General features: G+C 64.6%; 23 protein-coding genes and 1 pseudogene. 6 read left to right on the top strand and 18 right to left on the bottom strand.

The window, feature by feature from the left end; all coding sequences use genetic code 11:
* Positions 1-141 precede the first annotated feature (141 nt).
* The gene (locus ACE103_RS31765; RefSeq protein ID WP_212310646.1) at positions 142-576 is read right to left on the bottom strand and encodes a cupin domain-containing protein; all 435 of its coding nucleotides are present in this window, start codon (positions 574-576) and stop codon (positions 142-144) included.
* Positions 577-897: 321 nt separating this feature from the next.
* On the bottom strand, positions 898-1,554 hold the full coding sequence (locus ACE103_RS31770) for a glutathione S-transferase (protein ID WP_375776258.1): 657 nt from the start codon (positions 1,552-1,554) through the stop codon (positions 898-900).
* A gap of 175 nt (positions 1,555-1,729) precedes the next feature.
* On the opposite strand from ACE103_RS31770, the gene ACE103_RS31775 reads away from it, so the two are divergent.
* Together ACE103_RS31775 and ACE103_RS31780 are read left to right on the top strand one after the other, a co-directional pair.
* The gene (locus tag ACE103_RS31775; RefSeq protein WP_375781223.1) at positions 1,730-2,953 is read left to right on the top strand and encodes a polyhydroxyalkanoate depolymerase; all 1,224 of its coding nucleotides are present in this window, start codon (positions 1,730-1,732) and stop codon (positions 2,951-2,953) included.
* A 193-nt stretch (positions 2,954-3,146) separates the two neighbouring features.
* Positions 3,147-3,935: an extracellular solute-binding protein gene (locus tag ACE103_RS31780; protein ID WP_375776259.1), complete on the top strand. Its 789-nt coding sequence runs from the start codon at positions 3,147-3,149 to the stop codon at positions 3,933-3,935.
* Between the two features lie 150 nt (positions 3,936-4,085).
* On the opposite strand, the gene ACE103_RS31785 is transcribed toward ACE103_RS31780, so the two are convergent.
* Positions 4,086-5,822, bottom strand: a complete 1,737-nt coding sequence (locus ACE103_RS31785; protein ID WP_375776260.1) for a protein kinase — start codon at positions 5,820-5,822, stop codon at positions 4,086-4,088.
* A 60-nt stretch (positions 5,823-5,882) separates the two neighbouring features.
* Complete coding sequence (locus ACE103_RS31790) at positions 5,883-6,701, bottom strand: formate/nitrite transporter family protein (protein ID WP_212310650.1); 819 nt, start codon at positions 6,699-6,701, stop codon at positions 5,883-5,885.
* 543 nt (positions 6,702-7,244) lie between these two features.
* Here ACE103_RS31790 and ACE103_RS31795 point away from each other — a divergent pair.
* Positions 7,245-8,177, top strand: a complete 933-nt coding sequence (locus ACE103_RS31795; RefSeq protein ID WP_375777642.1) for an IS110 family transposase — start codon at positions 7,245-7,247, stop codon at positions 8,175-8,177.
* 149 nt (positions 8,178-8,326) lie between these two features.
* On the opposite strand, the gene ACE103_RS31800 is transcribed toward ACE103_RS31795, so the two are convergent.
* From ACE103_RS31800 to ACE103_RS31815, 4 genes are all read right to left on the bottom strand, one after another.
* Positions 8,327-9,073, bottom strand: coding sequence for a transporter substrate-binding domain-containing protein (locus ACE103_RS31800; protein ID WP_375776261.1), 747 nt, complete (start codon positions 9,071-9,073; stop codon positions 8,327-8,329).
* 155 nt (positions 9,074-9,228) lie between these two features.
* Positions 9,229-9,654 (bottom strand): DUF4399 domain-containing protein, encoded by a 426-nt coding sequence (locus tag ACE103_RS31805; protein WP_223975267.1) that lies wholly within the window; start codon positions 9,652-9,654, stop codon positions 9,229-9,231.
* A gap of 24 nt (positions 9,655-9,678) precedes the next feature.
* Entirely contained in the window at positions 9,679-11,238 is a 1,560-nt protein-coding gene (locus tag ACE103_RS31810; RefSeq protein WP_375776262.1) for an SUMF1/EgtB/PvdO family nonheme iron enzyme, read from the bottom strand.
* 206 nt (positions 11,239-11,444) lie between these two features.
* A complete protein-coding gene (locus ACE103_RS31815) occupies positions 11,445-12,647 on the bottom strand; it encodes an MFS transporter (protein WP_375776263.1) in 1,203 nt (400 codons plus the stop codon).
* A gap of 75 nt (positions 12,648-12,722) precedes the next feature.
* Between ACE103_RS31815 and ACE103_RS31820 the strand changes: the two genes are divergently transcribed.
* A complete protein-coding gene (locus ACE103_RS31820; RefSeq protein ID WP_375776264.1) occupies positions 12,723-13,523 on the top strand; it encodes a helix-turn-helix domain-containing protein in 801 nt (266 codons plus the stop codon).
* 149 nt (positions 13,524-13,672) lie between these two features.
* Complete coding sequence (locus tag ACE103_RS31825; RefSeq protein WP_375776265.1) at positions 13,673-15,025, top strand: malonyl-CoA decarboxylase; 1,353 nt, start codon at positions 13,673-13,675, stop codon at positions 15,023-15,025.
* Here ACE103_RS31825 and ACE103_RS31830 read toward each other — a convergent pair.
* From ACE103_RS31830 to ACE103_RS31875, 10 genes and pseudogenes are all read right to left on the bottom strand, one after another.
* Positions 14,994-15,242: pseudogene (locus ACE103_RS31830) on the bottom strand (hypothetical protein); the annotation flags it as partial. The gene ACE103_RS31825 and the pseudogene ACE103_RS31830 sit on opposite strands and share 32 nt — an antisense overlap.
* 9 nt (positions 15,243-15,251) lie before the next feature.
* Positions 15,252-17,624, bottom strand: coding sequence for a TonB-dependent siderophore receptor (locus tag ACE103_RS31835; protein WP_375776266.1), 2,373 nt, complete (start codon positions 17,622-17,624; stop codon positions 15,252-15,254).
* Positions 17,625-17,928: 304 nt separating this feature from the next.
* Positions 17,929-18,990 carry a hypothetical protein gene (locus tag ACE103_RS31840; protein WP_375776267.1) on the bottom strand — a complete coding sequence of 354 codons (1,062 nt, stop codon included), beginning with the start codon at positions 18,988-18,990 and terminating at the stop codon, positions 17,929-17,931.
* Between the two features lie 167 nt (positions 18,991-19,157).
* Positions 19,158-20,327 carry a mandelate racemase/muconate lactonizing enzyme family protein gene (locus ACE103_RS31845; RefSeq protein ID WP_375776268.1) on the bottom strand — a complete coding sequence of 390 codons (1,170 nt, stop codon included), beginning with the start codon at positions 20,325-20,327 and terminating at the stop codon, positions 19,158-19,160.
* A 159-nt stretch (positions 20,328-20,486) separates the two neighbouring features.
* The gene (locus ACE103_RS31850) at positions 20,487-20,759 is read right to left on the bottom strand and encodes a DUF3297 family protein (protein ID WP_375776269.1); all 273 of its coding nucleotides are present in this window, start codon (positions 20,757-20,759) and stop codon (positions 20,487-20,489) included.
* A complete protein-coding gene (locus ACE103_RS31855) occupies positions 20,756-21,232 on the bottom strand; it encodes a glutathione peroxidase (protein ID WP_375776270.1) in 477 nt (158 codons plus the stop codon). Before ACE103_RS31855 ends, ACE103_RS31850 begins: the two co-directional genes overlap by 4 nt.
* A gap of 1 nt (position 21,233) precedes the next feature.
* A complete protein-coding gene (locus tag ACE103_RS31860) occupies positions 21,234-22,625 on the bottom strand; it encodes an amidase family protein (RefSeq protein ID WP_375776271.1) in 1,392 nt (463 codons plus the stop codon).
* Between the two features lie 71 nt (positions 22,626-22,696).
* Positions 22,697-23,266: a c-type cytochrome gene (locus ACE103_RS31865; protein WP_375776272.1), complete on the bottom strand. Its 570-nt coding sequence runs from the start codon at positions 23,264-23,266 to the stop codon at positions 22,697-22,699.
* A 134-nt stretch (positions 23,267-23,400) separates the two neighbouring features.
* Positions 23,401-24,675: a PQQ-dependent sugar dehydrogenase gene (locus ACE103_RS31870; RefSeq protein WP_375776273.1), complete on the bottom strand. Its 1,275-nt coding sequence runs from the start codon at positions 24,673-24,675 to the stop codon at positions 23,401-23,403.
* Positions 24,676-24,857: 182 nt separating this feature from the next.
* Positions 24,858-25,115 carry a DUF6894 family protein gene (locus tag ACE103_RS31875; protein ID WP_021080047.1) on the bottom strand — a complete coding sequence of 86 codons (258 nt, stop codon included), beginning with the start codon at positions 25,113-25,115 and terminating at the stop codon, positions 24,858-24,860.
* Positions 25,116-25,438: 323 nt separating this feature from the next.
* Here ACE103_RS31875 and pqqA point away from each other — a divergent pair, with 323 nt between their 5' ends.
* On the top strand, positions 25,439-25,519 hold the full coding sequence (gene pqqA, locus ACE103_RS31880) for a pyrroloquinoline quinone precursor peptide PqqA (RefSeq protein WP_035635412.1): 81 nt from the start codon (positions 25,439-25,441) through the stop codon (positions 25,517-25,519).
* The last annotated feature ends 16 nt before the right edge of the window (positions 25,520-25,535 follow it).

The raw sequence follows: 25,535 nt of genomic DNA on the forward strand, positions 1-25,535 counted from the left end.
TCACGGCTAGATGTGGTCATCAGCCCGAGGCGGCGCACCACACACAGAAGCATGACGATCGGCCGCAGCCAGCGGCCGACGACAAAGGTTAATTCCTCCGCGGACGACATTTGCGAACCCTCCTCTGATCCTCCTTGGCGATCATTTCCACGGCGTCACCGGCGGCACGGTCTCGGTTGCCGGCGGCACATCCACGGTCTTGAAGTCGGCCGGGCTGACGATCTCGAGGTATTCCATGTCCTTCGAGTAATCGAACAGATAGTGGGTGATGCCGGGCCGCTGATGGATCACGTCGCCGGCCTCGACCAGCGTCTCCTTGTCCTCGTACATGAAGCGCGCCCAGCCCTTGGTCATGATGACGATCTGAAAATCGCACAGATGCTTGTGCCAGCCGGTGCCCTCTTCCGGCGGCAGGTCGGGATTGGCCTTGACCAGATGGCAGATCACCTGCCCGCCGGTGGCGTCGGCGATGCCGAGATCGCGATAAAGGAAGAAGTCGCGCAGACCTCCGCCTTTGAACTCGGTGTCACCGGGTTTGACGTGGGAGAATTTGCTGACTGCGGCGTGCTGGTTCATTTCAAGCCTCCACGGTTCTCGTGTTCGCGAGATCGCGGCGCCGGCTCAGCGTCCAAATTTTCGGCAGCGTCGCATCGTCGCGGTCACAGCTCGCTTATTGCTATGCGAAATCCTTGCCAGCCCGATTGTGCTGCGGCGATCGGCCTCGCCATGCTCGGCCATCTCAGCGGAAGCATCTGGAGCAAGGCCTGAATTTGCGTTCGGCGCGCGCTGCGCCCGATCGCCGCGCGGTGCCGATGCCGGGCGGCGACGGCACGTCGATTGAGCAAGGCCTGCCTGGAGCTTGAGCCGCCGGCGCCGGCAGGACCCGGCGCGCGTTGCCTAATATTCGACCTCGAGCTCCTCGACGTCGGCAGGCTCGGCCTTCGCGGCCTCGATCCATTGCTGCATCTCGGGCATCGTCATGATGGTCCTGGCATACGCCGTCAGAACAGGGTCGAGCTTCACGTCATAGGTCATGAAGCGGGTCACGACGGGGGCATACATCGCGTCCGCCATGGTGCGGCGCTCGCCGAACAGGAACGGTCCGCCTGACCGGCTAAGGCAATCGCGCCAGATGGAGCAGACACGGTCGATATCGGCCTGCGCCCGCGACCAGATCTTGAAGCCGGGAAAATGCCCCTTGAGGTTGACCGGCAGCGACGAGCGCAGCGTGGTGAAGCCGGAATGGATTTCACCCGAGATCGAGCGGCAATGCGCGCGCTGGATCCGGTCGTCCGGCAGCAGCCCGGCGTGCGGCATGATCTCGTTGAGATACTCGCCGATCGCCAGCGTGTCCCAGACGGTCGCGCCCTCGTGGCGCAGGCAGGGCACCAGGATCGACGACGACAGCAGCAGCAGCTCGGCCCGCGCCGTGGGGTCATCCGGCGCGGTGACCACCTCCTCGAACTCCAGCCCGGCGAATTTCGCCAGCAACCAGCCGCGCAGCGACCAGGACGAATAATTCTTGCTGCTGATGGTGAGTGTCGCCTTCGCCATACCGGTCCCTCACGCCCTGAACGCGTCCTTACCCCCGGGCCGCGCGCGCCGGCCCAAGCCGCCGCGCCCCCGAAGCCGTTCATTTTTGCAGCAAGCCACGTGCCAATTTGCCGGGCAGCCCGACCCCTCTCTGGCGTCGATATTGCATATCCATCCCTGCCAGGGGCGGATGCGTATGATGTCAATGATGTACCAAGCCTATCAGAACCACATGGACCTCACGGCGCCATGGCGGACCGGGGCTGCGGCGGCGCTGAAATACCTCAATCTGGTGCCGCAGGGCGCCGCCGACCGGGTCTACGGCCGGCTCGCGGCGGCGCTCGAGCTGATCTCGCGCTCCACCCTGACCTACGCCCGCCCCGACTACGCCATCGGCAGCGTGTCCTCCGGCAACCGGGAATACCAGGTGACCGAGGAGGTCGCCTATGCGACGCCATTCGGCTCGCTGCTGCATTTCAGGAAGGTGGACGGACCGGAGCAGCCGCGGCTGCTGCTGGTGGCGCCGATGTCCGGACATTTTGCCACGCTGCTGCGCGGCACCGTGAAGACGCTGCTGCAGGACCACGACGTCTACATCACCGATTGGCACAATCCGCGCGACATTCCGCGCAAGGAGGGCCGCTTCGGGCTCGAGGACTACACCGACCATCTGATCGACTTCCTCGGCCAGCTCGGCCCGCGCGCGCATATGGTGGCGATCTGCCAGCCTTCGGTGTCGGCGCTGGCGGCTGCCGCGATCATGTCGGAGGACGATCATCCGGCGCGGCCGGCGTCGCTGACCCTGATGGCCGGCCCGATCGACACGCGGATCCTGCCGACCAAGGTGAACGAATTTGCCAAGAGCAAGCCGATCAAATGGTTCGAGGACAATTTGATCAACTACGTGCCGATGCAGTGCAAGGGCGCGCTGCGTCAGGTCTATCCCGGCTTCGTGCAGCTGACCGCGTTCGTCTCGATGAACCTGGAGCGCCACATCAAGCAGCACATTGACCTCGCCGACCATCTCGCCAAGGGCGAGACTGCCAAGGCTGAGCTGATCAAGACCTTCTACGACGAGTATTTCGCCGTAATGGATCTGCCCGCGGAATTCTATATCGAGACGGTGCGCGACGTGTTCCAGGAGCATCTGTTGCCGCAGGGCATGCTGATGCATCGCGGCCGTCCGGTGAATCCGGCGGCGATCCGGCGCATGGGCCTGATGACGGTGGAAGGCGAGAAGGACGACATCTGCTCGATCGGGCAGACGCTCGCCGCCCAGGACCTCTGCACCGGCGTGCGCACCTATCGCAAGGTGCACCACATGCAGGCCGGCGTCGGCCATTACGGCGTGTTCTCCGGCAAGCGCTGGAACAACGAGATCTACCCGTTGCTGCGCGATTTCGTGCATGTGAATTCGTGAGAGACGCCCCGACGCTCTTTCCCCGTCATTGCGAGCGAAGCGAAGCAATCCATATCCCCACCCGGGGATAGAGGGATTGCTTCGTCGCTTCGCTCCTCGCAATGACTAAGGCGGCTAGCCACGCTTTCCACTGCACAGTAGTCTCCCCCGCCAAGACGACCCGTTTCCCAAGAATCGTCCAGGGAGAAACTCGATGCGCGCCACCTTCCGCACCCTCACGCTCGCCGTCATCGGCGCCCTCGCCCTCACGTCAGCCGCATCGGCCGCCGAAGTCCATGTCATGATCTCGGGCGGGCTGACCGCGGCCTACAAGGCGCTGGTGCCGGAGTTCGAGCGCAAGACCGGGCACAAGGTGGTGACCGCCTTCGGGCCGTCGATGGGCACCACGACCAACGCCATTCCGGTGCGGCTGGCGCGCGGCGAGCCGGCCGACGTGCTGATCATGGTCGGCTATGCGCTGGGCGACCTGATCAAGCAGGGCAAGGTGGTGGCCGACAGCCGCGTCGACCTCGTGAAATCCCCGATCGGCATTGCGGTGAAATCAGGCGCGCCAAAGCCGGACATCAGCTCGGCCGACAGCGTGAAGCAGGCCCTGCTGGCGGCGAAGTCGGTCGCCTATTCCGACAGTGCCAGCGGCGTCTACGTCTCGACCGAGATGTTCGCAAAACTCGGCATCGCCGACCAGATGAAGGACAAGGCGCGGATGATCCCGGCGACCCCGGTCGGCGAGATCGTCGCCAAGGGCGAGGCCGAGATCGGCCTGCAGCAGATCTCGGAGCTGAAGCCGGTTGCCGGCATCGACATCATAGGTCCCCTGCCGGAGCCGTTGCAGAAGATCACGGTGTTCTCCGCCGGCATCGCGACCGCCTCGAAGGAGCCCGACGCCGGCAAGGCGCTGATCAGCTTCCTCGCCTCATCAGATGCGCGCGACGCGCTGGTCAAGAGCGGTCTCGATCCCATTGCCGCCGGCGCGACGCATTAGGCGCAGTGGACTCAACTCTCCTCCCGTCATCCTGAGGTGCGAGCGCAGCGAGCCTCGAAGGATGAATCGGCCACCAGCGGGGCCGTCGACCCTTCGAGACGCGCTGCGCGCTCCTCAAGGTGACGGGAAAGGCCGGCGGATTTGGCCCTGCTACCGCCAATGATGCGCGCCGTAGGCGAGCAGCAGCACCACGACGAGCGCCAGCGCCAGCGTCGTCGACTTCCAGAACAGCACCGGGTTGCGCTCGATCAGCGGCGTCGATGACGTCGTCAGATATCTTGCGTTGGGATTGCGCAGGTCGAACAGAAACTCCGAAAAGCTGTCGTAGCGCTTCAGCGGATTGACGTGCACGGCACGCTCCAGCGTGCCGTCGACCCAGTTCGGAATCTCGCGGCCGCCATGTGCGGCCGGACGATAGACCAGCCGGTTGAAGTCGGATCGGGTGCGGGCGCGCGCGATCTGCGCGCCGTAGGGCAAGCGGCCCGTCAGCATCTGATAGGTGATGACACCGAGCGAGAACAGGTCCGAGCGCGCGGTGCCGCCCTCGCCCAGGAAATATTCCGGCGCGGTGTATTGCTGGGTGCCCAGGATGTCCTCGACGCCCGCCGGCACCGCCTCGGCGACGCCGGAGATCCGCGTCGAGCCGAAATCGATGATCTTCACCGTGCCGGTCCGGTCGATCATGATGTTGTCGGGCCTGACGTCCTGGTGCAGCATCTCCTTGCGGTGGAAGGCGCGCAGCCCTTTTGCGATCTGCTCGGTGATGTCGCGCACCGTCTCCAGCGACGGCGCAGGATCGTCGATCATCCACTGCGTCAGGGTCTGGCCGTCGATGTACTCCATTGCGACATAGAGGAAGTTGCGCTTGCGCTGCGGCAGAAACGGCTTCAGCACATGCGGGCTGTCGATCCGCCGCGCGACCCATTCCTCCATCATGAAGCGCTTCAAATAGGCGCCGTCGTCACGCAGGTCGATCGAGGGGATCTTGATCGTGACCGTGGTGCCGCTCTCCTCGTCGACTGCGAGATAGATGTGGCTGCGGTGCGATGCATGCAGCTCGCGCACGATGCGGTAGCCGTCGAACAGCATCCGTGCATCGAGCAGCGGCGGCAGCGGCAGCTCGGTGGGCTGGCCGAACACCTCGCTGGCATCGCCGTCCGGCAACTCGTCGATCCGGATGATCTGCGCGGTGAGATTGTCCGGGCTGCCGTTGTCATAGGCTTGCGCGACGATCGACTTCGCGGCAGCGTCGAGATCGGCAGCGCCATCCCTGATCGTCTTCGCCAGCTGCCGCGCCGGGACGTGCTCGTAGATGCCGTCGGTCACCAGCAGGAAGGTGTCGCCCCGCTCCAGCCGGAGATTCTGGTAGTCGATCTCGAGCTGCGGGTTCACGCCGAGCGCGCGGCCGAGATAGCTCTGCTGCGACGACAGCACGACGCGGTGGTCGTTGGTCAATTGCTCGAGGCTGTTGCCCGCGACGCGGTAGATCCTGGAGTCGCCGACATGGAACAGATGGGCCGTGGTCGACCGGATCACCAGCGCGCTCAGCGTGCAGACATAACCCTTGTCCTTGTCGTAGGGGTTCTGGCTGCGCCTGGTCTGCGCGTGCAGCCAGGAATTGGTCGCCTCCAGCACCCGCTGCGCCGAGGTCTTCACCGACCAGGATTCCGAGGTGCAGTAGTAATCGGTCAGGAAGCTCTTGACCGCGGACTCGGCGGCGATGCGGCTGACGCTGCTCGAGGAGATGCCGTCGGCAAGCACCACGGCGATGCCCTTCAGGCCGAGCAGCGGCTCGTCGGGGATCAGCACGCCGTGGAAATCCTGATTGGTGTCCTTGCGGCCCTGATCAGAGAATTGCCCGACCGATATTGTCAGTGCGCGCGGCATCGACCGTCCCAATGCGAATGGGGCCCTCCGTGACAGGAGAGCCCCATAAGCCGCCCGGGATCAAGCCGCGAGGCGCTGGCGCTTCGGCGCCGTCTTCACATGCGTCGTGTAGAGCGTGAGCCCGGTGAAGGCGAGGCCGCCGGCGAGGTTGCCGAGCACGGTCGGGATCTCGTTCCAGATCAGGTAGTCCATGATCGAGAACTTGGCATGGAGCATCAGTCCCGACGGGAACAGGAACATGTTCACCACCGAATGCTCGAACACCATGTAGAAGAACACCAGGATCGGCATCCACATCGCGATGACCTTGCCGGGCACCGTCGTTGAGATCATGGCGCCGACGACGCCCGTGGAAACCATCCAGTTGCAGAGCATGCCGCGGATGAAGAGCGTGGCCATGCCCGCCGCGCCATGCGCCGCATAACCCAGCGTTCGCGCCTCGCCGACGTTGCCGATGGTCATGCCGACCTTGTCGGGCTCCTGCGTGAAGCCGAAGGTGGTCACGAACGCCATCATGAACGCGACTGTCAGCGCGCCGGCGAAGTTGCCGACGAAGACGAGGCCCCAGTTCCGCAGCACGCCGCCGAGCGTGACGCCGGGGCGCTTGTCGAGCAGCGCGAGCGGAGAAAGAACGAACACACCTGTCAGCAGGTCGAAGCCCAGCAGATAGAGCATCACGAAACCGACCGGAAACAGCAATGCGCCGACGAGCGGCTGACCGGTGTTGACGTTGATCGTTACGGCAAACCATGCTGCCAGCGCGAGGATCGCACCGGCCATGTAGGCGCGGATCACGGTGTCCCGCGTCGACATGAAGATCTTGGATTCGCCGGCGTCCACCATCTTGGTGACGAACTCGGACGGTGCGAGATAGGCCATTCGTAAATTCCCCTTGCGCAATTCGGCCGCGCCGGCTGCCTGCCGGAAGCGACGCGGGTTGGTTGAAATGCTCGTCCGTCGGGGAGATGGGGGTGCAACGATTGCTCGCGGCGCCCGAGCGGGGCGCCTTGATCCCCTCGCCGCGGCCAGCACTGGCTTCGGCGATCCGGAGGACGGCAGTCGTCATTGACTGGTGCTATCAAAAGCAATGGATGTGCCAACCGGAGACGCCCCGCGGATGGCAGTAAATCCCTGTTAATCCAATGAGTTAGATAGGCGGCGCAAGAACCGCCCCGCGCGATGGCGCGGAATTATGCAGCATGCCCAGATGTCACCCAGTGCGCGCCTCTCCAGCACCGTCACCCTTGTAAGTCTCGAATCGCCGGATCGGATAGAGTGTCCGGTGCGGTGGCGGACGGGAGACCGCTTCATCCAAGGGCTTTGAAGCCCGTGCCTCAGCGCGGCGCCCCGTCCGTTGTTCCATTGAACCCGAACAGTCGCGAGGGCCGCCTGGCGAGCCCGGTTGCGCAAGGAGGGGTGCAGATGGACGCGATCTACGTTGGCATTGATGTGTCGAAGGACCGGCTGGACGTGCATGTGCGTCCGAGCGGGGAAGCCTTTGCCGTGGCGCGTGACGGCAAAGGCTTGGAAGAGCTCGTTGCGCGCTTGCAGGTGATCTCGCCAGCGCTGATTGCGGTGGAGGCAACCGGCGGCTTCGAGACCATCGTCGCTGCTGCGCTGGCGGGCGCTCAGCTGCCGCTGGTGGTGGTCAATCCGGCCCAGATCCGGCACTTCGCGCAGGCGGTTGGTCAGCGTGCCAAGACGGACCCGATCGATGCGGCAGTCATCGCGCGGTTTGTCGAGGCCGTAAAGCCGGAGCCACGTGCGATGCCGGATCAGGAAGCTCGGCTGCTGGCTGAACTGGTCAGTCGCCGACGGCAGATCATCGAGATGATCGTTGCCGAGCGTCAGCGCGAGAAGCGGGCCGAGAATGTCCGCGTCCGCAAGAGCCTTGCCCGCCATATCAAGGTCCTCGAGAAGGAGCTGCCGGAGATCGACAACGACATCGACACGCTGGTGCGCGGCTCGCCAGTCTGGCGCGCCAAGGAGGAACTGCTGGTCAGCTTTCCTGGCGTGAGCAACACCCTCGCGCGGACCTTCCTTGCCGAGGTGCCGGAACTCGGCGCACTCAATCGGCGCCAGATCGCGAGCCTCGCCGGTCTTGCCCCGTTCACCCGCCAGTCGGGCCGCTGGAAGGGCAAGAGCATGATCGGCGGCGGAAGAGCCAAGCTGCGCGCCGGGCTCTACATGGCCGCTCTGTCGGCCAGCCGATACCATCCGCAGCTCAAGGTCTTCTACCGGCGCCTGGTGACCGCTGGAAAGCCCAAGATGGTCGCCCTCATCGCCGTTGCGCGCAAAGTTCTCACCACCCTCAACGCCATGCTCAGGGACCAAAAACCATGGCAACCCGCTTGACGAAGAACACAGTCGCTGAGGAGCGCGTAGCGCGTCTCGAAGGGTCGACGGCCACCAGCCGGGCCGTGCATCCTTCGAGACGCGCTACGCGCTCCTCAGGATGACGAGGATAGTTGAGAACGACAGTGCTAGAGTCGATACGCGCTGGTCTACTTCACCTCGGTACGAACCGGGGAGCCCTTCAGCCCGTTATTGTCATAGGCCTTGCGCAGCGTGCCATTGGCGATCGCATCGGCCATGAACCTGGTGGCGAACGCCGCAGCCAGCGGATGGTCGAGCGGCACCGCAACCGCGGTGACGGTCTGCCTGAAGGTCTCGTCCAGCACGCGGGTGCCCGGAATCTTCTTGGCCATCGCATTGAGCTGATCGCGCGACAACGCGAACGCGTCGATCTCGCCGCTCTTCAGGAGATTGAAGATCTCGTCATAGGTCTGATAGCCCGTGACCTTGGCGTGCTTGAGGTGCGCGCTCGCGCCACGCATCGTGGTGGTGGCGTTGACGGCAGCGACCTTGACGCCGTCCTGATCGAGTGCCGCGAAATTCGCGATCATCGATCCCGGCTTGACGATGTAGGTGGCGTCGGCGACCTCGTAGATCGGCCCGAACGTCATCCTGGTCTCGCGCTCGGGATCCTTGGGCAGGAAGGTGATGTCCCAGCTGTTGCTCGACGCCGCGTCGGTGATCTGGCCGGAATTCTGGTGCACGACATATTCGACGGGGACGCCAAGCTGCGCCGCCATCTCCCTGCCGAGATCGACGGGAACGCCGGCATAGCCGCTCTCGGTCCGGGTCGACCAGAATGCGCCGCCCGCCGGGCTGATCGCAATCGCGACCCGGAGCTTTCCGGTCGGCGCGATCTGATCCTTCAAGGCGTCAGCGTTGGCGGATACGGCCATAACGATCACTCCCAGAACGAGGCCAGCCAGACGCAGCGGTCGAGACAACATCGGAGGCCCTCCACATCGGGTCTTGCGCCCGGCGGCGCGCAACAAACAGCACGAGGCCGCTTTGCGCAAGCGGCGGTTCGCGCAAGGGAGCTATCCGTATCGGGCTATTTGACCCGGATGGTGATCTTCTCGGAGACGACCGGTGGGTTGAATGGATAGTGTTTGGCGTCGCCCAGCACCAGCTGCAAGGTATGCTTGCCGGGCGCCAGATCGAGCTGCGTCTCGGTCTGGCCGGCACCGAAGTGCTGGTGAGACTTGTCCGACGGGATCGGCTCGTTCGGATTCAACGGCTCATTCACATCGATCAGAAGGTGGTGATGGCCGCTGTTCGGATACTCGTCGCCGGCATGGGTGACGCCCATGTTGCGCAGCCCAAAGCGGCACCAGAACGGGCTTTTGAGCCTGGCCCCGTCGTGCGGCCAGATGAAATACAGCTTGGTGTCTTTCCCCGCCGGTTTGTTTTGCGCGCCGGCCGGACCGGCGAGCAATGTCAGCGCCGCAGCGAGCGCGATCAAGCCTGCACTTTTCATAACCCCTCCAAACCTGGCGAATGCTCAGGGCGACAGCGCGACCCGGAAACCGTGGGTCGGGTAGCGAACATTGGTGTCGTAATTGTCGCGATTGGCCGGACGGACATAGCGCGCATCATTCTTCCAGGAGCCGGAACGAATGACATGGGAGCCGCATTCGCCGCCGGACCACACCGCGCCGTCGGCCGGAGCGCCCTGGTAGTTCCTGTGCCAGCAATCCTCGACCCACTGATCGACACCGCCGCCCATGTCGTAGAGACCGAACGGATTCGGCTTGAGGCTGCCGACCTTGACCGGCTGTTCGGCGGCATCACCGCCGCCGCAATCCTTGCAACCGACGTTGCCCGATTGCATCTGGTCGCCCCACCAATATTTCGATTGCGTGCCGCCGCGCGCCGCATATTCCCATTCGGCTTCGCTCGGTAGCCGGTAGGCCTTGCCGGTGCGCTCGGCCAACCATGCCACATACTGCTTCGCGTCGCTCCAGCTCACATTGGTGACCGGCATGTCGTCCTTTCCGCCGGCCGTGAAGCCGCACGCCTTGGCCGCCGCGCAGGCGTTCCATTCCAGCACCGTGACCGGATATTTGCCCATCGCGAACGGCTTGACCGTCACCCTGCGGATCGGCCGTTCCGAGGGATCGTCATTGCTGCCCATCGAGAAGCTGCCGCCCCGCAGCGAGACCATTTCGGGCTCTGGTACCGACGCGGCCGGAGCCGCAGAGGGTGCGGCTTGAGGCGAGGCTTGCTGCGTCGGTGCGGCACTCGGGACCGGACTTGCAGCTTGGCCTGGAGCCGGCGCCGGAGCCGGGCTCGGCGCGGGCTGCTGAACGGCCGGCGATGCGGCCGGTGACGGAGGCGCCCGCGCCACGTCGATCGGCTTGCTGCGCGGTTGCGCCAGCATGTACCAGAGCACGCCGCCAGCGATGATTGCGACCGCCAGTCCGAGCAGCGTAAGCAGGATGGACTCACGGCGCCGGCGCGTCCTCTGGTATGCGGCAGCGTCCGGCAACACGCGATAGACCCGGACCGGATCGGTGATGTTCTTGACCTTCTTGTCGCCGAGCGATTCGTACCCGCAGACCATCTTGTGCTTGATCTGCTCGTAGATGCCGCCGGAGATGAAGACATCACCCGGCGCCGCGATCCCTTCCAGGCGCGAGGCCACGTTGACGCCGTCGCCATAGATGTCGTCGGGCTCGATGATGACGTCGCCGAGGTTGACGCCGATCCGGTACTCGATCCAGTTATCTCGCGCGACCGCCGCGTTGCGGCCGATCATGTTTTGTTGAATCACGATGCTGCACCGAACCGCCTCGACCGGGCTGTCGAACATCGCGATGAAGCCGTCGCCGGTGGTCTTGACCAGCTTGCCGTGGTGTTCTGCAATGGTCGGTTCGATCAGATCGCGCACGGTCCGCTTGACGCGGCCATGGGTGCCTTCTTCGTCAAGTTGCATCAGCCGGCTGTAGCCGGCGATATCACCGGCAACGATCGCAGCCAGGCGCCGCGGCACCGAATTGCCGGGAGGCTGTGTATTGTCGGACTGTGACCGACCTGACTTGAAGTCGCGAATCTCGCCCATGGCGCTCCGGCTGCTCCAAAATACGTGCAAAGAGGCGCAACCGACGCCTTCGTCCCCGAGGCCCAGCTAAAGGTACCACACCTGCGGGTTGGAACAAAGTTCGCGAAGCGTGACCAAGTCACGAATGCCGGCAGGCGCCGATCAGCGCACCCGCCCGCCGGCGGGTGCGCTTTGCCTCAACGGCAAGCGGCGCAAGACGCCCGGGATCAGCCCCCTTGCACGGCCGGGGTACGGATCTCGCGCGGCAGGATGATCGCGGCCGCGATCGCCAGCAGGCACAGCGCGGCAAAGGCGCGCAGCATCATGGAGAAGCCGCCCTGGTCGTACAGCCACGCCACCAGGCCGACGGAGGCGCCCGCGGCGGTGAAGCCGACGAAATAGCGCACCGCGTAGGCGCGCGAGCGCCATTCCTCGGTGGTGTACTTGCCGACCATCGCATCGTTCACCGTGACCTGGCCGAACGCACCCATCACGATGCCGATCGAGACCACGATCAGCGGCAGGTTGGACAGGCTCGCCGCCAGATAGAGGAACGGCGCCAGCATGAACGACAGCGGCAGCGCCACCGTCTTCAGCGAGTGTTTGTCGAGCAGCTTGCCGATCGTATACTGCGTCATCGCCCCGAACACATAGACCCCGGCCGCGATCACGCCGAGCAGCGCCGGGCTCCTGGTCAGATCGGCGAGCCGTTCGGCGAACAGCTTTGGCAACGCCACCGTCACCGCGTTGAACGTGGTCGAGATCGCGATCACCACGATCAAGAGCGACAGCACCACGCGCCACATGTCCTCCTTGGCGACCCGCACCTGGGCTGCGGCCTGTTTGGAGCCCTTGCGGTCCTCATGCACCACCGTCATTGCAAACGCGACGCCGACCAGCACAGTGACCGTGCCGGGCACGATGAAGGCCCAGCGCCAGCCGAGATACTGGCCGATCACGCCGGTGACCAGCGCCGAGGAGGCGACGCCGAGGTTGCCCCAGACGCCGTTGATCCCCATCTGGGCGCCGAGCTTCTCGGCATAGGACACGATCATCGCAGTGCCGACCGGATGGTAGATCGAGGCGAAGATGCCGATCGCCAGCAGCGCGGCGCCGAGTTGCAGCGGCGTCTGCACGAAGCCGACCGAGATCATCGACAGGCCGATGCCGACGAAGAAGATCAGCATCATGTGGCGACGGCTCCAGCGGTCGCCGAGCCAGCCGGTGATCAGCGAGCCGGCGCCGAAGGCGATGAAGCCCGGCGTCGCATAAGGCAGCAGTTCCGAATAGGCCATGCCGAGCGCCGGGCCCATGATGATGACCGCGGCGGCGAAAATCAGCATCGCATAGTGGTCGATGAAATGGCCGGCGTTGACGAAGCTGATCACCCGGCTTGGATTGTTGCTTGGGCTGTTCGTTGGGCTGCTCATGAGGCACGTCTCTCGCGCGATTCTTCAATTGCTCGAAAATAGGTTATAGGTGCTTGTCCTGACGGGATGTCGCCAATGACTATCGCTGAGCCGCCAATAAGAGCCCTCCACAAGGACCGGCGCGTCACCGGCGATGGCGTGCACATGGTCGCGCGCAGCTACCAAAAGGGCGTCCGCCTCGACCCGCACATGCACCGCGAGGCGCAGCTGGTCTATGCCGCGAGCGGCACCATGCAGGTGACGACGCCGAAGGGCCGCTGGCTGGTGCCGCCGGACCGTGCGGTGTGGGTCCCGGCCCTGCTCCCCCACGCGATCGACGTGCTCGCCGATATCGAGATGCGCACGCTGTATTTCGACCGGGCCTGGCTCGCGCGCGAGAAGCGCAGCGACAGCCTCGGCCATGAATTCGTGGTTCGGGTGTCGCCGCTTGTGCACCAGGCGATCCTTGCGCTGTTCGACGCGGCATGCGGACGCGAGCGCACCGATCTCCTGATCAGGCTCGTGATGCTGGAACTGCACCAGGCCGAGGATTCCGCGACCTTCATCCCGCTGCCGCAGGAGCCGCGCTGCCGCCGCGCCGCCGACATCGTGCTGGCCGATCCGACCAAGGACCACGAAATCGATGCGCTGGCGCGCACGGTCGGCACCTCAGCGCGGACACTGTCGCGCCTGTTCTCGGCTGAGACGCAACTGTCCTTCAAGAGCTGGTGCCAGCGCGCCCGCATCGCAGCCGCGATCGAACGCCTGTCGACCAGCGCGAACGTTTCGGTCAAGCAGGTCGCCTCCGACCTCGGTTATGCCAGCGTGCCGGCATTTTCCCATGCGTTCCGCCAGGTCACCGGCAAGACACCGACCGCGTTCGCGGAGAAAACGTGACCCCGATTGGTCACCGGCGACGAATTATACCGTTGTCGTCCTGCGACATATTTCCGTACGATCCATACGCTTGACTGCAGTCCTCCCGACCTTAAATCCCGTGTAAGGTCCGGCTTCACTGAATGCGACCCGCTGGATACGAACTGCCCATGGCCAACGCCTTCTTCTCCGACCTGCTCTCGACGATTTCCGAACGCGGCCGCGTCCTGCTCGGCCGCGCCAGCCCGGCCGACGACAAGCAGGATGCGTCCGAATTGCTGGAATTGTGCGAGGCGCTGCTGTCCGGCCGCGGCGAAGCCTCCGGCACCGCGATGGCGCGCGAAGTGCTCGACCGCTACCACCACCTCGATGCCGCCGGCCGCCTGTCGTTCTTCCAGACGCTGGCGCGCGATTTCGGTCCCGATCACGCCAGACTGGCGCAGGCGATCGAGAGCTGGCGCGCCAAAGCCAATGGCGACGACGCCAGCGACCTGCATTTCGCCTCCGAGCCGCGCCGCCAGGAATTGATCCGCCGGCTCAATCGCGCGCCGGGCGGCACCGGCGAGCTGGTGTCGATCCGCTCGGATCTGCTTTCATTGATGAAGGGCAACAAGGACCTCGCCGCGCTCGATCGCGACGTGGTGCATCTGCTCTCGTCCTGGTTCAACAGGGGATTCCTCGTGCTGCGCAGGATAGACTGGTCGTCGCCGGCCAATATTCTGGAAAAGATCATCCGCTATGAGGCCGTGCACGAGATCCGCGACTGGGACGATCTGCGCCGCCGCATCGATCCGGTGGACCGCCGCTGCTACGCGTTCTTCCATCCGGCGCTGGCCGACGAGCCGCTGATCTTCGTCGAGGTCGCGCTGACCGAAGCCATTCCGGGCGCGATCGCGCCGCTGCTTGCCGAAGAGCGCGAGCCGGTGCCGGTCGAGCGCGCCCGCACCGCGGTGTTCTATTCGATCTCCAACACCCAGCGCGGGCTCGGCGGCATCTCGTTCGGCAGCTTCCTGATCAAGCAGGTGGTGGAGGAACTGCGCCGCGAATTGCCCAAGCTCGACAATTTCGTGACGCTGTCGCCGGTGCCGGGCTTCATGCAGTGGGTGAAGCAGGCCGATGACGTGCCGCTTACCGACGAGGACCGTCAGCTGCTGGAGAGCCTCGGCAAGCCCGACTGGTTCGAAAACGCCGAGCTCGCCACGCAGCTGCGCGCCGTGCTGGAGCCGCTCGCCGCCTACTACTTCCTGAAGGCGCGCACGCCGAAGGGACGGCAGATCGATTCGGTCGCGCGCTTCCATCTCGGCAACGGCGCGCGGCTGGAGCGGATCAACTGGCTCGGCGACCTCTCGCCCAAGGGCCTGCGCGAATCCGCCGGCGTCATGGTCAACTACCTCTACCGCCTCGACGACATCGAGAAGAACCACGAGGCCTACGCCAACACTGGCGAGGTGATCGCCTCGAGCGCGGTGAAGAAGCTGTTGAAGGGCGAAGGCCGGCGGCTGCTGGACATGCGGCTGGGGTAGGACGCCGCTCCCTCCCCGTCATTGCGACGACGACAGGGAGCGTTCGCATTCCAACACCGTCATCCCCGCGCAAAGGCTTCGCCTTTGTCGCTGGAGGAGCGCGTCCTCGTGCGTCTCGAAGGATGCACGGCACGGCCGGTGGCCGTCGATCCTTCGAGACGCCGCTTCGCGGCTCCTCAGGATGACGGGGCGACAGCGACGTGCCCGCATTCATCATGGCCGGCGCCTAAAACCTCGCCCTTGCCATCAGCTTCACCGTTCGCCCCTGCCCCGGTGAGATATTGTTGTTGCCGTCGGCGGACGCCCAATAGCCCTTGTCGAAGATGTTCTCGACATTGAGCTGGGCGCTCCAGGTCTCGTCGATCTTGGCGTAGACCGCCGCGTCGAAGCGGACGAAGCTCGGCAGCCGCACGGTGTCGTCGGACGAGGCGAAGGAATCGCCGAAATAGATCACGCCGAGCGCGGCCGCCCACATCGGCGTGAACTGATACTTGTTCCACCAGGCAAACTGATTGTACGGCACGAGCTGGACGCGGTTGCCGGGAACGACCGTCGGCGAGGTGGCGCCGGTGATCTTCGCATCCGTATAGGCATAGGCCAGCGACGACTGCCATTGCTCGGTGACACGGCCGGTCAGGCTTGCCTCGACGCCGCGGGTCAACGTGCTGCCCGAGGGGAAGAAGAAGCCGGGATTGTTGCCGTCGGGGATCGGCTGGTTTGTGCGGTTCAGATTGTAGACCGCGGTCGAGAACAACAGCTTCGGATTGATGTTCCACTTCATGCCGAGCTCGACATTCTCGAAGCGCTGCGGCTGCAGGATCAGCGTGCCGTCGGTCAGCGAGCTGAACTGGTCGCCCGAGGCCGGCAGATAGGAGATGCTGTAGGCGGTGTAGACCGACATCTGCTCGATCGGCTTGACGATCAGGGCGGCCTGCGGCGACACCAGATTGTCGACGCGGCCGCGATTGGTGTTGGTGTTCATGTCGGTCGCCGACATGTCGAAGCGATCGAACCGCGCGCCGGCGATGATCTGAACGGCGCGGGAAATCTCGATGGTGTCCCTGACATAGCCGGACTGGATGTTCAGCGCATAGCGGCTGTTCGAGTCCGGCGTGGTGACGCCGTCGGTGTTGGTGCCGGTGAAATGGTGAAGGAAAGTCACCGCGCCGAAATAGGTCGGCGCGAACGGGTTCTGCACGATGGTGTTGGTGCCGTTCGGGAACACGCCGGTGTTGCGGATGTCGACGCCGCTCTGGCGGCCGAATTCAGTGCCGAAGCCGACGGTGTGGAACAGCGGACCGGTCCAGGTCTTGTAGGTGAAGTCAGTCTGGTTGAAGACGTTGTCGCGGTTGGTGGTGTGCTGATAGGCGCCGAGATTGACCGCGGTATCCGCCGGGTTGACCGCGCCCGCGAGCGCGCCGCCGGTCGGATAGATGTTCTGGTAGAACTTCTGGTAGTCGGCGGCGATGGTGCCGTTGCGCACCGTCAGCCCGTTCTCGAAATCATGCTCGATGATGGCCATGCCGGTCTGCACCGTCGCCTGCGCGGTGTTCAGGCGCGGGCTGCCGAAGAAGGTCGAGAAGTCGCCATTCGGCGCGAACGGCGCCGTCGGGTTGAAGCGGGTCGCGCCGCCCGGCACACCCTGCGAGGGATTGCCGCGGTCGGCGGTGCGCTCGTCGTGGAAGTACTCGTAGCTCAGCTTGATCTTGGTGTTGTCGTCGGGCTTCAGCGTCACCGTCGGATTGATGCCGTAACGCTCCAGATGGTTGAAGTCGCGGAAGGCGTCGGCGCCCTCGTAGAACACGTTGAGCCTAGCTGCGACGTTCTCGTTGATCGCCTGTCCGGCATCGAGGGTGACGCGGCGATCGCCCCACGAGCCGGTCTGCGCCGTCGCCTCGTAGACGCGGTTGCCGTCGGCCTCCTTGAGCGTGCGGTTGAGCAGGCCGCCGCCGGCGCCGCGGCCGAAGGTCAGCGCGCTCGGCCCCTTCAGCACCTCGATGCTCTGGGCGTTGTACATGTCGCGGAAATACTGCACGTCGTCGCGGAAGCCGTTGACGAAGAAATTGGCGCTGGAATCGACGCCGCGGATCACGAGCTCGTCGCGATTGCCCTCGCCCTGGTGCACGGCAACGCCGGGAATGTAGCGGGTGACATCGGTGACGCCCTGGTAGTTCTGGTCGCGGATCTGCTCGCGCGTGATCACATTAAGCGATTGCGGGATGTTGACGATGGCGGTGTTGGTCCGGGTCGCAACCGATGTGCTGTTGGCGAAATAGCCTGACGTGCCGGTGCGGGCATCCTGCGATTCCGCGAACGGCTTTGCAGCAACCGCAGGTTCGATCCGCCGCGCGGTCTGGGTGCGGCGGCCTCGCGCGGCCGTCGTGCTGCGCGATGTCGATGGCGCGCTGCGGCGGCGTTGCGCGGCCGGCGGCGTGACGGTCACCGGCGGCAGCGTCGAGGCGTCGGCTTGCGCAGTGGTCGATTGCGCCTGTGCGGCCGAAGGCGTGAGCGGAACGCTCAGTGCGAGATAACTCACCGTGAGCAGCGACAGCTTCGCGAGCAAAACACCGCGACGGCTGGTTTGTGATCCTGATGTCATGACGTCGTCCCCAAGCAACTCTCGAAGCAACTGTCGCCTTGCGTGAAGGCGATGCGCCGTCCTCTAGTGAGGTGAGGCGCGGTGCGTCCAGACGACGGACTTGAGAAAATTTTTGCGTGAGGCCGGAATAAAATCGCGACGAAAGCGCGTAGGCGCTGCGCGGAGCAAGCGCCGGGTTGGAAAAGTCAAGGATGCAAATGGTTTCTGTCGGCTTCCGGATTTGCGCCGGGAAACGAAGCACGGCGCTCGCGCGCCGCACTTCTTGTAGGAATTCCAGATTGTACCGGTTCTAAAGCGACCAGCGTCACGCCGTCGCGGACCGCGGACGCAGCCCCGCCGGCAGATGCGCCGCGAGCCAGCCGGCGATCGCACGCTCGTTGCGATGGTAGAGCAAGCCTGCGGCGATCACGGCAATTCCGATCAGCGACAGCGAGAACGGAAACCACAGCGAATCCTTGAAGACGACGTCGGCGAGATGTCCGAGGTAGATGCAGATGCCGAACGCGCCGAACACCGCATAGGCGCGCCGCATCAGGATCACCGCAATCGCAACCAGACCGACATTGAGCAGGCAATAGACCGCTTTCGAGAGTTCGGTTGAACCTTCCGACGCGGTGATGCCGCCCCAGAACGCCATCAGGCCGAACAGATGCAGCCAGAACGCAAAGTCACCGTTGCGGCTGCGATAGTCGACGATCCAGGCCACCGCGAGCACGGCCAATCCGAACCACACCGACACCCGGCGCCGCGTCTCGAAGTCGGCATAATTCGTGCCGCTGAACCAGGGCGCCAGATCCATCGACATGAACCACAGCGCGAACGCGATGATCGCGACGATGAAGGCGAAGCGGAAGTAGCGCAGCGCGACGACGCCGGCGACGACGGTCGCGATCTCCATGAAGATCCAGCTGCCCTTCACCCAGATGTAGAAATCCTGCACGGTTCCGGGCTTGCCGAACTTGCCCCACCAGCCGAGCTCGTCCTGGATGCCGTAGACCGCAAGCGGCGCCATCGAGACCGCGATCGCGATCATCAAGCCGCCGGGAACCCGCAGATTCTTGCCGTACCAGAGGTGGTGACCGGCGACAGTGAAGGCGGTGGCGTAGGCGATCGCGCAGGCCGTCAGCGCCCGGCCGCCCATCTGCGTGAAGGCTAGGGTCGAGAACAGGCCCATGGCGCCGATCACGATCAGCGCGCCCGCGTACCAGAGCACATGGGCGGCATCGAACCTGGCCGCCGGGCTTGCGTCGCCCACCGCGCCCTGCCCGTCATGGCTCGCCAGGAAGGCGAGAAGCCGGTCCAGATCAGCGGCGCTGATCACCCCGGCATCGGCGGCGTCCCGGAGATTTTTCGCTGAGTATGGCATGCGGTGATCCTCACGGCCGGTTCGGGCGCCTCCCCGGGGATCCGCGGACCACGCCTCTCCTGCATGAGTATATCGGAACGTGAGCAACGTTCAATATTTTATTGAGCGACGCTCAAAATATTTCGCAAACGGACGCGAGCCTGCCGGGCTGGCCGGACGAGCGCCGCTTACGCTGCCAGCGCCTTCATTTCCGCATAGAGATCCGACTTGCCCTCGAAGCCGATGCCGGGGAGATCGGGCATGACGATGTGGCCGCCCTCGACGCGCACGCCGTCCGGGAACCCGCCATAGGGCTGGAACAGGTCGGGATAGCTCTCATTGCCGCCGAGGCCGAGGCCGGCCGCGATGTTGAGCGACATCTGGTGGCCGCCATGCGGGATGCAGCGGCTCGGCGACCAGCCGTGGGTCTTCAGCACCGCGAGCGTGCGCTGATATTCGCAGAGCCCGTAGGACAGCGCGCAGTCGAATTGCAGCCAATCACGATCCGGCCGCATGCCGCCGTAGCGGATCAGGTTGCGCGCATCCTGGTGGCTGAACAGGTTCTCGCCGGTCGCCATTGGGCCCGGATAGAACTCGGCCAGCGCGGCCTGCAATGCGTAGTCGAGCGGATCGCCGGCTTCCTCGTACCAGAACAGCGGATACTCCCGCAGCATCTTGGCATAGGCGATCGCGGTCTCCAGATCGAAGCGGCCGTTGGCGTCGACCGCGAGCTGCGCCTCGCGGCCGATCTCCTTCAGCACCGCCTCGATGCGTTCGCGGTCCTCGGCGAGCGGCGCGCCGCCGATCTTCATCTTCACGACGTTGTAGCCGCGGTCGAGATAGCCGCGCATCTCCTTGCGCAATGCGCCGAGGTCCTTGCCCGGATAGTAGTAGCCGCCGGCGGCATAGACGAAGACGCGCGGATTGGCGGTTAGGCCATGACGCTCGGCAAGCAGCCGGAACAGCGGCTTGCTCGCGATCTTCGCCACCGCGTCCCACACCGCCATGTCGATGGTGCCGACCGCAACCGAACGCTCGCCATGGCCGCCCGGCTTCTCGTTCGACATCAGCGTCGACCAGACCTTGTCCGGATCGAGGTTGGCGCCATCAGCATCCAGCAGCGATTTCGGATCGGCCTCGAGCAGCCGCGGCGCAAAGCGCTCGCGGATCAGCCCGCCCTGCCCGTAACGTCCGTTGGAATTGAAGCCGTAGCCGACCACCCGCCTGCCGTCGCGCACGACGTCGGTGACCACGGCGACCAGGCTCGTGGTCATCTTGGTGAAGTCGATATAGGCGTTGCGGATCGGCGAGGAGATCGGCTTTGTGACCTCGCGAACGTCGACGATGCGGACGGACATGGGCTCAATCCTTTGACGCGTGAGTGCTTAACTTCGTGTCATGCCCGGGCTTGTCCCGGGCATCCACGTCTTTCTTTCGGTGGCGCCCCAAGACGTGGATGGCCGGGACAAGCCCGGCCATGACGGCATCCACGCGACGCTCCTGCGCGTCGCGCGTGATCAGGACTTCGCCTTATCCCGGAAATACGGCTCGACCGGCCCGTGCACCTTGATGGTCAGCGGATTGCCGTAGCGGTCCTTGGCATTCCCCGCGGTGACCCGCACCCAGCCTTCACTGATGCAGTACTCCTCGACATTGGTCTTCTCGGCACCCTTGAACCGGATGCCGACGTCACGCGACAGGATTGCCTCGTTGTAATAGGGGCTCTTCGGATCGATCGAGAGACGGTCCGGAAATTGATCGTTGGTGGTGTCGTTGGTGTCGTCGCTCATAGCAGCGCCTCGATTTCCTTCTTCAATCCTTCGGGCCGGGCGGTCGGCGCATGCCGCGCCACGACCTTGCCTGTGCGATCGACCAGGAACTTGGTGAAGTTCCATTTGATCGCCGGCCCGAGCAGGCCCGACTTCTCACGTTTCAGGTGCTCGTACAATGGATGCGCACCTGAGCCATTGACGTCGATCTTGGCGAACATCGGAAACGTCACGGCGTAGTTGGTCTCGCAGAACGTGGCGATCTGCTTGGCATCGCCCGGCTCCTGCGCGCCGAACTGGTTGCAGGGAAAGCCCAGCACGGCAAAGCCGCGCGGCGAGAGACCGGCGTGCAGCTCCTGGAGGCCCTTGTATTGCGGCGTGAACCCGCAGGCGCTCGCCGTGTTCACGATCAGCAGCACCTGGCCCTCGAACCGCTGCAGCGGCACCTCGTCGCCGACCAGCGACTTGGCGGTGAAATCGTAGACGGTTGCCATGTCAAATCACCGGATCGATCGGCGACGACGGCGTGCCGCCGGCTTCCACCGCCTCGCCCGCGGCAAGGCAGAGATCCTCGCGGTAGCGGCCGGCCACCAGTTGCACGCCGACCGGAATCCGCCCGACGAGGCCCGTGGAGACGACAAGCCCGGGAAGCCCCATGAAGGGGATCGCGATCTGCGGCAGCTGCGCGTGCCACACCCGCGCGAAAGACGCCTCGTCCTTGCGGTCGAGATGATCGGGGAACGGCAGCTCGCCCGAGACCGGCATCAGCAGCACCGGATATTTGTCGAGGAAGGCAAACCATTCGCGGGTCAGAGTCGCGCGGCGGGTCAGCGCTTGCGACAGGTCGAACGGATGCACTTTTGAGCGGACGCCGCGCAGGCAGGCCAGCGCGCCGGGATCGCCCTCGCGTTCCGCGAAAGCAAGCTGGGCCTCGTAGCCGTCACCGAGCCAGAGCCGGGTCTGGATCTCGGCCGCCTCGCGCAACGACGGCGTGTCGGCGATCTCCTCGACGATCCAGCCGGCCGCGCGCAAGCGCTTGCCGGCATCGACCACCGCGGCGACCACTTCCGGCACCGGGTTGAGGCCATCGGGATTGAGGCACATCGCAACGCGCTTCTCGCGCGGCGGTCCCTCGAGCGGCACCGGCGCATACCAGGGATCGCGATAGTCCGGCGCCGACATCGCCGCGAGCGAGATGCGCAGATCGTTGACGGTGCGCGCCAGCGGGCCCGAGACCGCGCTGATCTGCGGGCCGATCGGGCGCTCCGGCAAAGCCGCGTTGAAGGCGGGGATGCGGCCCATGCTCGGCCGCAGGCCGTGCACGCCGCAGGCATAGGCCGGATAGCGGACCGAGCCCGCGATATCGGTGCCATGCGCAATGTGGCCGATGCCGGCCGCGACCGCAGAGCCCGCGCCGCCCGACGAGCCGCCCGGCGTGATGCCGGGATCGCGCGGGTTCTTGGTGTCGCCGTGAATGAGATTGGTGGTGAACCAGCGGTAGGAGACCGCCGGACAATTGGTGCGGCCGAGCAGCACCGCGCCCGCCTTGCGCAGGTTGGCGACGACCGGATTGTCGACCTTGGCGATGAGGTCGCGCTGCGCCTTCAGCCCGTTGGTGGTGGCGTAGCCCTCCTGGTCGACATTGACCTTGATCGTGATTGGCACGCCGGCCAGCGGCCCGACCGCCTCACCGCGTGCAATGGCCGTATCGATCTTGACGGCCTGTGCCAGCACGTCGTCCGGCCGGTGATCGACCACCGCGTTGATCTTGGGGTTGACCGCGTCGAGCCGGGCGAGCCCGGCCTCGGCCGCCTCCTTCGCCGATACCTTCTTGGATTTGATAAGGGAGGCGAGTTCAGCCGCCGACAGACGCCAAAGATCCTGCATGTGCTACTCCGTATGACGGACGCGTTTTAGCGCCGCACGAAGGACATGGCCAGCGGCCCCCGCCTAACCGGTCAGCGGAAATGGGCGATGTAATAGGCAAGGTCGCCGATCTGCTCCTTGGTGACCGTCTGCATCACGTCGGCCATGGTGGCGTCGTAGCCGTGGCGGCTGTTGTCCTTGTATTCGGCCAGCGTCTTGGCGAGGTAATCCTCGCGCTGGTTGGCGATGCGAGGGACGTTTTCCTTGCCCGAAAAATCGGTGTTGTGGCAGGTGTTGCAGCGGTTCTGCTGCGCCAGCGCCTGGCCACGCGCCATCCGCGCCGGATCGCCGGCCTCCGCGGGGGGCGTCGGCTTCGGCAAGGTGGCGATGAAATCGGAGAAGATGCGCAGATCGTCGTCGGTCATCGATTTCGCCATCTCGTTCATCGGGTCGAATACCCGCAGTTTCTCGCGAAACATGAAGAGCTGGATCAGCGCATAGGGCGCCTGCTGGCCGCCGAGCGAAGGCGTGTTCTCGGTTTCCGACGTGCCATGCTCGCCATGGCAGGCAAAGCACGCGACGGTGCGTTCCTGGATGGTCTCGGCGTTGGCGGAGAATGCGATGAATGCAAACAGGAGCGTGGGAATAGTGATGTTGCGCATTGGCTGCTCCTGGCACTTCAGTCATTCCGGGCTGGTGCGCGAGCACCAGACCCCAGATGCGCAATTGCGCATCGGGGAATCTCGTCATTCCGGGTTCGATGCTGCGCATCGCCCCGGAATGACGCTTGTGGTTGTTACTGGTTGGCGACCTTCGGCTTGCCGTAGCTGATGCGATAGACCGCGCCGTTCCAGTCATCGGAGACCAGCAGCGAGCCATCCTTCAGCAGCATCACGTCGACCGGGCGGCCGACATACTTGTTGTCCTCGAGGAAGCCGGTCAGGAACGGCTCCATCGACTTCACGGTGCCATCCTTGTTTAGCTTGACGACGACGACGTCCCCGCCCTGCTTCTGCGACTTGTTCCAGGAGCCGTGACGCGCGACGAATATCGCGTTCTTGTAGGTCTTCGGGAACATGCTTCCGGTGTAGAAGCGCATGCCGAGCGAGGCGGTATGCGGACCCATCAGGCCCACCGGCGCGGTGTAGTCCTTGCAGGACTTACCCCAGCCGAGCTCCTGGTCGATGATGTTGCCCTGGTAGCAGAACGGCGCGCCGAAATCCTCGCCCGCCTTGGTGACGCGGTTGAGCTCGTCCTCTGGCACCGTCTCCGACAGCCAGTCGCGGCCGTTGTCGGTGAAGTACATCTGCTTGGTCTCGGGATTCCAGTCGAAGCCGACCGAGTTGCGCACGCCGAGCGCGTAGACCTCGGCGCCGGAGCCGTCGAGATTCATGCGGCGGATCTGACCGTGGTCGGCGTCATGCAGCACATTGTTGCCGGGCTGGCCGACCGGGACATAGAGCTTGTTGTCCGGACCGATGGCGATGAACTTCCAGCCATGCGCCTCGTCCTTCGGCAGCTTGTCGTAGATGACGGTCGGCTTCGGCGGGTTGTCCAGATTGTCCTCGATCTTGTCGATCTTGGAGACCTTCGACAGCTCGGCGATGTAGAGCGTGCCGTCCTTGAAGGCGACGCCGTTCGGGCGGTAGAGGCCGGAGGCGATCACCTTGACCGAACGCTTGCCGTCCTTGTTGACGATCGCATAGACCTTGTCGACTAGCCGGCTGCCGACGAACACCGTGCCCTTGTCGCCGAGCGCCAGCGAACGCGCATTGGCCATGCCGGCGGCATAGACCTCGACGTTGAAGCCGGCCGGCACCTTGAGCTTGGCGAACGGCAGCTTGTCGGGCGCGGCCGGAATCGGTGGACCCACGACGGGTGCAAGCTTGGCGGCGGCTTCATTGTCCGGACGCCCGATCATGGGCGAGCCCGGCGGCAGCGGCTGAGCAGCCGGTGCGGCACCTGCGGCCGGCGCGGCCGCCGGCTGTTGCGCCGCAGCGGAGAGCGTGAACGCTCCCAGCATGGCCCCCGCAAGCAGCAGGCTGCGCGGAGCGAACGAGTGTTTTTTCATGATGATCTCCCCTGGGTGGAAGCCGTCGTTGATTGCGCCATTGACGTCGATCGGCGCATTCGGCTTTCCGTTCATAGTCTTGCGAATTTGTCCGGACAATTGCAATCGGAAACATGCGCACATCGGCCAACGCATGGTTGTGGCCACGCGACCGTGTCGGTGTGCCTCCGTCTCGGTGTCTCTCAGTGCCTTGTCATCGAGTGATCCGGGCGATCGAGAATCGCCTCGGTGAATGGAAACTCCAGCACGATCTCGCCCTCGTCGTCGGTCACCTCGATCACCGCGCTGAGCAGCGCGCCGTCGGCCCCTTCGGTCTTCAGCAGTTCGCGAATCATCGCCCGCGCCATCTCCCACGCGCGATCCGGGTCGCGCAGGATTTCGCCGTCGGGGTCGGAGATCAGCTCGTCGCCGATACGGGTGTTGAAGAAATAGCGTGGCATCGGCAGAACTCGGCTCGGTTAGTCGCGTCCCGTCACCGGGAAGCACAGAATCGTCATCAGGACCTTGGGAGGATCACGTGGCCCCCTCTCTTAGTCCAACATCACCATTCACCGTGTGGCGAACAACAGTAAAAAGGTCTGATGCCACCGGGTTTTGACCGGAAATGCGCGCACAAATTTGTGAGTGGGTCGGATTTTCTTCCCGCAGTGCAGCATGCGCTTCCGCAGGGCAGCTTGCGAAAAATTTAAGTGGCGAACTTTTCGAACCGCAGTAGTTTAACTGTAGGGCGGAAAGTTCGTCCGGTTGCAACAAGGAGAGCCTAATGGCCTGGAAAGCACCGAAGATCGTCGAAGTGTCGGTCGGCATGGAAATCAACATGTATATGTGCGCCACCCGCAAGTAAGCGGCAGCGCCCTATA

The organism is Bradyrhizobium sp. ma5 (genome assembly GCF_042258955.1).
Lineage (GTDB): Bacteria > Pseudomonadota > Alphaproteobacteria > Rhizobiales > Xanthobacteraceae > Bradyrhizobium.